Genomic DNA, 5,227 nt, shown 5'->3' with positions numbered 1-5,227 from the left:
CGCCGCAGCGGCGCTGGCGCATGCGCGCGAACACCCTCCGCAGGCCGGGTGCCTCGCGAGCTATGGCGAAGGCTTCCCGCAACACCTGGCGCGCACGCTCCCCACAGGCGAGTGGCCCTGGCTGCCCGAGGTCGCGCAGATCGACGCGCTGTGGAACCAGTGCCACACCGCCGCCGACGCGCCCACACTGCCACCCCAGGCACTGGCGGCCCTGGACGCCAACAGCCTGCCTCACAGCGTGCTCGTGCCCCACCCCGCCGCGCGCTGGCACACCTGCGCCGACTGGCCCGCCCTGAGCCTCTGGCACGCGGCGCGCGAAGCCCTGCCCGATCCCAACCCACCCCACTGGCGCGGTCAGCACACGCTGCTCACGCGGCCCCATGGCGCGGTGCTGGCGCACGAGATCGGCATGGGCGCCTGCGCGCTGCTCGATGCGAGCGCGCAGGGCCTGCCCATTCCCGACGCCGCAGCCCTTGCGCTGGCGGCCGAACCCGGCCTGGACCTCGCCAACGCGCTGGGCCAACTCCTCCACCACGGCGCCTTCACGGCGGTTGCACCATGAACACCCTCTCGCACACCCTTCGCGCCACCGAATCCATTCGCCATGGGCTCGAGCGCTGGATCTCCCACGACCTCATCGCCCTGGCCGCTCGCCTCGGCATCGCCGGCATCTTCTGGCTCTCCGGGCGCACCAAGGTGGAAGGCTGGTTCACCCTCACCGACACCACGTTTCTGCTGTTCAGGGAAGACTACGCGCTGCCGCTCATCCCCCCCGAGTGGGCGGCCTACCTCGCCACCAGTGCCGAGCACCTGTTTCCCATCCTGCTCGTGCTGGGGCTGGCCACCCGGTTGTCGGCCGCGGCCCTGCTGGGCATGACGGCGGTGATCCAGTTTCTGGTCTACCCGGCCGCCTGGCCCACCCACCTGACGTGGGCCGTGCCGCTGCTCTATCTGCTGGGGCGGGGAGCGGGGCGCTGCTCGCTCGACGCGCTGCTGCTGCCGCGCCGCGAGGGTTGATGCGGGCTAAGGCGCCGCGCCGGCTGACTTCACCTCGGAAAGCTTGCAGCCCTTCTTGAGGAACAGATCGGTCAGGTGCTCGCTGCGCGCCTGCGCCAGTTCGCGGGCCTGCTCCGCGTTCACCAGGCGGGTCTGCACCTGCATCATCTTCTCCACACTGTCCTGCATGCTGGCGCGGCGGGCGTCGGCCGCCGCCTGCATGGCAAAACTCTGGATCTGCCCGCCGCCAGGTATCAGGCTGAGCAGGCTGCTGCCCACCGCCGAACCCATGCCACCGCCGCCCATGCCGCTGGCTTGTTTCATCATCTCGTTCTGGCTGGCCATCATGGCCGCCTGCGCCTGCTCGGCCTCGGCCCCCCGCTCCTGGCTGGTCTTCTCCAGCCCCTGGGTTTCCGCATAAATCTGCGCGCAAGTGAGCTCGCCATCGCTGAGCTTTTTCACGTTTCGCGGCATCGGCATCATGGCCCCCGAGCCCATCGGCATCGGTGGCAAGCCGGCCGCATCGTCGGGCAGATCGGCCAGGGCCGCCGCCCGCGCCGCCCCCACCTGCGACGCGACCTGCGCGCCAGCCGCCCAAGGCGCCAGGGCCAGCAAGCCAGACAGGGACAGACGCGTGATCGCAGCGGCGCACAGCATGGGAATCTCTCTTGTGAATGGAAGGTGCGGGCGGCTGAAAAGCCCGGCGGGAATTTTCGGGCACCCCGATCGCGGCGTAAAGTGACGCGGGTCATATTCACGCTCTGGCCGCGGCGGCCATCGCGGCAGTTCAGCGAATCCGCTGTCGGCCTGCCGCGCGCGGCGGGTCGCGGTCCAGCATGCAGTCGATGAAAGCGCCCAATGCCGGTGAGGGGTGGCGCCGGTTCGAGTAATACAGGAACAGCCCGGGCCGGGTGATGGACCAATCGCCCAACACCTGCGACAAGCGTCCCTGCGCGAGATGTTCGTCGACGCGCTCGCGGTCGAAGGCGTAGGCAATGCCCAGCCCTTGCACGGCGGCGGCCACACCGATGTCGGCGTGGTTGGTGATCAACGGCCCTTGTGCGGCGATCTCCACTTGTCGGCCCTTCTTTTCGAACGCCCAGCGGTAGGCCCGGCCATCGGCCTGAAGCCGCCAGTTGATGCAAGCGTGGTTGTGCAGGTCGGCCGGTGCATCGGGTGTGCCGTGTTGCGCCAGGTAAGCCGGCGAGGCGACGGCGATCATCCTCACATCGGGCGTGAGGCGCACGGCGATCATGTCCTTCTCCAGCCGTCCGCCCACCCGGATGCCCGCGTCGAAACGGCCCGCCACGATGTCGCTCAAGCCATCGTCGACCACGATGTCGAGCACCACCTCAGGGTGGGCTCGGTGAAACCGTCCCAGCCGGGGCGCGATGATCTGCCGCGCCGCCATGCCCAACGTGTTGATGCGCAGCGTGCCGCTCGTCTGGCCCGAGGCCGCACTGGCCTCGGCCACCGCGTCGGCCATGTCCCGGAACAGGGGTGCGATGCGCGCGTACAGCTGCTCCCCGGTCGCGGTCGGCGCCACGCTGCGCGTGGTGCGGTTCAGCAGCCGGGCCCCCAGCCGGGCCTCGAGCTGCCGGATGGTCTGGCTGAGCGCGGAAGGCGACACCCCCAGGTGCTCTGCGGCGCGCGCAAAACTTGCCCGCTCGACCACCGCCGCAAAGGCCTTCAGCTCAGCGAACTCCGATCCGCGCATTCTGTATGTTTTCCTTCATAACCCATTCAGATTCTAGGTCATTCACTTATGTCTTCAGGCGCTGCATGCTGTCGACTCCAACCCACAGGAACCCACCATGACCACCCTGAAGCTCCCCGATCCCATTGCCGACTACTTCACCGCCGACCGGCAGCATCCCGAAGCACTTGCCCGGTGCTTCACGGCGCATGCCACCGTGAAAGACGAGGGCCACACCCACGCCGGCCTCGACGCCATTCAGGCGTGGAAAACGGCGGCATCCGCCCAATACAACTACACGGCCGAGCCGTTCGCGCTGGAACAGAAAGACGGGCATCACGTCGTGAGCTGCCATGTGGCTGGCGACTTTCCGGGCAGCCCGGTCGATCTCCGGTATCGCTTTCGCCTTGAAGGCGGACGCATCGCCGCGCTGGAGATCACGGCATGAGCTTCGATCTTCAACTCGAGGGCCGGCGAGCGCTGGTCACGGGCGGCACCAAAGGCGTGGGCGCCGCCGTCGTGCAGGCCCTGCGCGATGCCGGGGTGCAGGTGATGACCAGCGCGCGCTCCGTGCCCCTGCAAGCCCCCGACGGCGTCTTCCATGTCGCCGCCGACCTCTCCACGGCCGAAGGTGCCACCACGGTGGCGAACGCCGTGATCGAGCGTTGGGGTGGCATCGACATCCTCGTCAACGTGCTCGGGGGATCCAGCGCGCCGGGCGGCGGCTTCGCGGCCCTGGACGATGCGCAATGGACCCGCGAACTCAACCAGAACCTCATGCCCGCCGTTCGCCTGGACCGCGCACTGCTGCCGGCCATGCTGGCCCAAGGCTCGGGCGTCATCGTGCATGTCAGCTCCATCCAGCGGCAGCTGCCGCTGCCGGAATCAACCATGGCCTATGCGGCGGCCAAGGCCGCCTTGTCCACCTACAGCAAGGCGCTGTCCAAAGAGGTGACGCCCCAAGGCGTTCGCGTGCTGAGCGTCGCGCCCGGATGGGTCGAGACCGATGCATCCATCGCCCTGGTCGAGCGCATGGCGGCCCAGGCCGGCACCGACCACGAAGGAGGCAAGCGGCTCATCATGCAATCGCTGGGCGGCATCCCGCTCGGGCGCCCGGCCAAGCCACAGGAAGTCGCCGACCTCATCGTCTTTCTGTGCTCACCGAAAACCGGTTCGATTTCCGGCTCGGAGCACGTGATCGACGGGGGCACCGTTCCCACCGTCTAGGACACCGGCCGATGGATGGCTGTCGAATGGCCGCAGCCTCGATCGTCGTACAAAGGCGGGCGGATGGCTGCCCGGATTCACACAAGGAGATCAAGATGCGATTCATGGTGATGGTGAAAGCCACCGCGGACAGCGAAGCCGGCGTGATGCCCACGCAGGAAGAATTCGCTGCCATGGGTGCCTTCAACGAAGCGCTGGTGAAGGCCGGCGTCTTGGAAGCGGGTGAGGGCCTGCACCCCAGCGCCCGCGGTGCCCGGGTGGCATTCTCGGGCAAAGACAGGCGGGTGATCGACGGGCCATTTTCCGAAACCAAAGAACTGGTCGCCGGCTTCTGGATCTGGCGGTGCAATTCGCTGCAGGAAGCCATCGAGTGGGTGAAGAAATGCCCCAACCCCATGCGCACCGACTCCGAAATCGAAATACGGCCCATCTTCTCGGCGGAGGACTTTGGCGATGCGCTGACGCCCGAACTGCGCGAGCAGGAAGAACGGCTGCGCAAGGAAGTTCAATCGCGAGGCACTTGATCTGCCGCCAGACGACGGCGTTGAGGCAGTGCAACGCGTCAAAATGGGTCTGCAACCTCCTGCCACCTGCTCAACGCGAAGCGCCCCATACGGCCGGAACTGACCAGGCTCACCATCCGCCCCAACCTGGTGGTGACGCGGGATGTGTCAGCAACCTTGATGGCGACTGGGGTGCCCCGTCGGGTGATCGTGTGCTCGCTCAAGGCCGAGATGCGGCGGCAGGTCAGGACGCCGGGCGACTCCATCAACACCATCCCGACCTGCGCCGCCGAGCTCCATCGCGCCCGGCACCACTGGCCGCCCAAGGCGCCTCGCAGCAAGTAGGCGGTCTGGTGCATTGGGCTTGGCAAGCACCGCTGGAGGGGCAAGCGTGAGATACGTCGCCCTGGGCCGGGCGGTTTGGATACGACAATCGGCCCTATGCCTGCGCCACCCCCCTCTTCCCGCCCGATGCCGGTGGGACCGTCGCTGGCCACGGCAAGCACCGCCCGTGGCCCCTGGGCGGGCATGGACCCCGAACGCCGGCGCATGGCGCTGGCGCTGACGTATTCCCTGATCTTTCACGCCCTGTTGCTGAGCCTGACCTTTGGCGGCCAGGGCATGGGTTTGCCAGGTTTTGGCCTCCCTTGGCAGGAGCGGCGGGCCGAGGTGCCGGTGCTTCATGTGGTGCTGGGCCCGGCCCAGCCCGGCGGCGCGCCGTCGCCGGCCCCCCCTGCGCCCGTGGCGCCTGCGCAGGCGCAAGCCTCAGGGGGTCAGCCTTTGGCGGGCGGAGCCCCCACGCCCG

8 protein-coding genes and 1 pseudogene are annotated in these 5,227 nt (G+C 68.3%); 7 read left to right on the top strand and 2 right to left on the bottom strand.

Going from position 1 to position 5,227, the window contains the following annotated elements; genetic code table 11:
- On the top strand, positions 1-562 hold a 562-nt coding region (locus KIT86_RS24040), incomplete at its 5' end, for a DUF2063 domain-containing protein (RefSeq protein ID WP_297403097.1).
- Positions 559-1,017 carry a DoxX family protein gene (locus KIT86_RS24035; protein WP_297403096.1) on the top strand — a complete coding sequence of 153 codons (459 nt, stop codon included), beginning with the start codon at positions 559-561 and terminating at the stop codon, positions 1,015-1,017. The genes KIT86_RS24040 and KIT86_RS24035, both read left to right, overlap by 4 nt.
- A gap of 6 nt (positions 1,018-1,023) precedes the next feature.
- On the opposite strand, the gene KIT86_RS24030 is transcribed toward KIT86_RS24035, so the two are convergent.
- Complete coding sequence (locus KIT86_RS24030) at positions 1,024-1,653, bottom strand: hypothetical protein (RefSeq protein ID WP_297403094.1); 630 nt, start codon at positions 1,651-1,653, stop codon at positions 1,024-1,026.
- A 130-nt stretch (positions 1,654-1,783) separates the two neighbouring features.
- Positions 1,784-2,713 (bottom strand): LysR family transcriptional regulator, encoded by a 930-nt coding sequence (locus KIT86_RS24025; RefSeq protein ID WP_297403092.1) that lies wholly within the window; start codon positions 2,711-2,713, stop codon positions 1,784-1,786.
- Between the two features lie 97 nt (positions 2,714-2,810).
- Between KIT86_RS24025 and KIT86_RS24020 the strand changes: the two genes are divergently transcribed.
- The 5 genes and pseudogenes from KIT86_RS24020 to KIT86_RS24000 all read left to right on the top strand — a co-directional run.
- The gene (locus tag KIT86_RS24020; RefSeq protein ID WP_297403091.1) at positions 2,811-3,140 is read left to right on the top strand and encodes a nuclear transport factor 2 family protein; all 330 of its coding nucleotides are present in this window, start codon (positions 2,811-2,813) and stop codon (positions 3,138-3,140) included.
- Positions 3,137-3,919, top strand: a complete 783-nt coding sequence (locus KIT86_RS24015; protein ID WP_297403089.1) for an SDR family oxidoreductase — start codon at positions 3,137-3,139, stop codon at positions 3,917-3,919. Before KIT86_RS24020 ends, KIT86_RS24015 begins: the two co-directional genes overlap by 4 nt.
- Positions 3,920-4,014: 95 nt before the next feature.
- Positions 4,015-4,443: a YciI family protein gene (locus tag KIT86_RS24010; RefSeq protein ID WP_297403099.1), complete on the top strand. Its 429-nt coding sequence runs from the start codon at positions 4,015-4,017 to the stop codon at positions 4,441-4,443.
- A gap of 171 nt (positions 4,444-4,614) precedes the next feature.
- Positions 4,615-4,767 carry a hypothetical protein gene (locus KIT86_RS24005; protein ID WP_297403087.1) on the top strand — a complete coding sequence of 51 codons (153 nt, stop codon included), beginning with the start codon at positions 4,615-4,617 and terminating at the stop codon, positions 4,765-4,767.
- 126 nt (positions 4,768-4,893) lie between these two features.
- A pseudogene (locus KIT86_RS24000) lies at positions 4,894-5,227 on the top strand (hypothetical protein); the annotation flags it as partial.

The sequence above is a fragment of the Hydrogenophaga sp. genome (assembly GCF_026125825.1).
Lineage (GTDB): Bacteria > Pseudomonadota > Gammaproteobacteria > Burkholderiales > Burkholderiaceae_C > Hydrogenophaga.
Note: the sequence above shows the minus strand (reverse complement) of the source record. Positions and strands in the feature narration are given on the sequence as shown.

Bases quoted from the DNA above. Each gene is read 5' to 3' on its own strand.
- KIT86_RS24010 (WP_297403099.1), top strand. From the start codon at position 4,015: ATGCGATTCATGGTGATGGTGAAAGCCACCGCGGACAGCGAAGCCGGC.
- KIT86_RS24035 (WP_297403096.1), top strand. From the start codon at position 559: ATGAACACCCTCTCGCACACCCTTCGCGCCACCGAATCCATTCGCCAT.
- KIT86_RS24025 (WP_297403092.1), bottom strand. From the start codon at position 2,713: ATGCGCGGATCGGAGTTCGCTGAGCTGAAGGCCTTTGCGGCGGTGGTC.
- KIT86_RS24015 (WP_297403089.1), top strand. From the start codon at position 3,137: ATGAGCTTCGATCTTCAACTCGAGGGCCGGCGAGCGCTGGTCACGGGC.
- KIT86_RS24020 (WP_297403091.1), top strand. From the start codon at position 2,811: ATGACCACCCTGAAGCTCCCCGATCCCATTGCCGACTACTTCACCGCC.
- KIT86_RS24030 (WP_297403094.1), bottom strand. From the start codon at position 1,653: ATGCTGTGCGCCGCTGCGATCACGCGTCTGTCCCTGTCTGGCTTGCTG.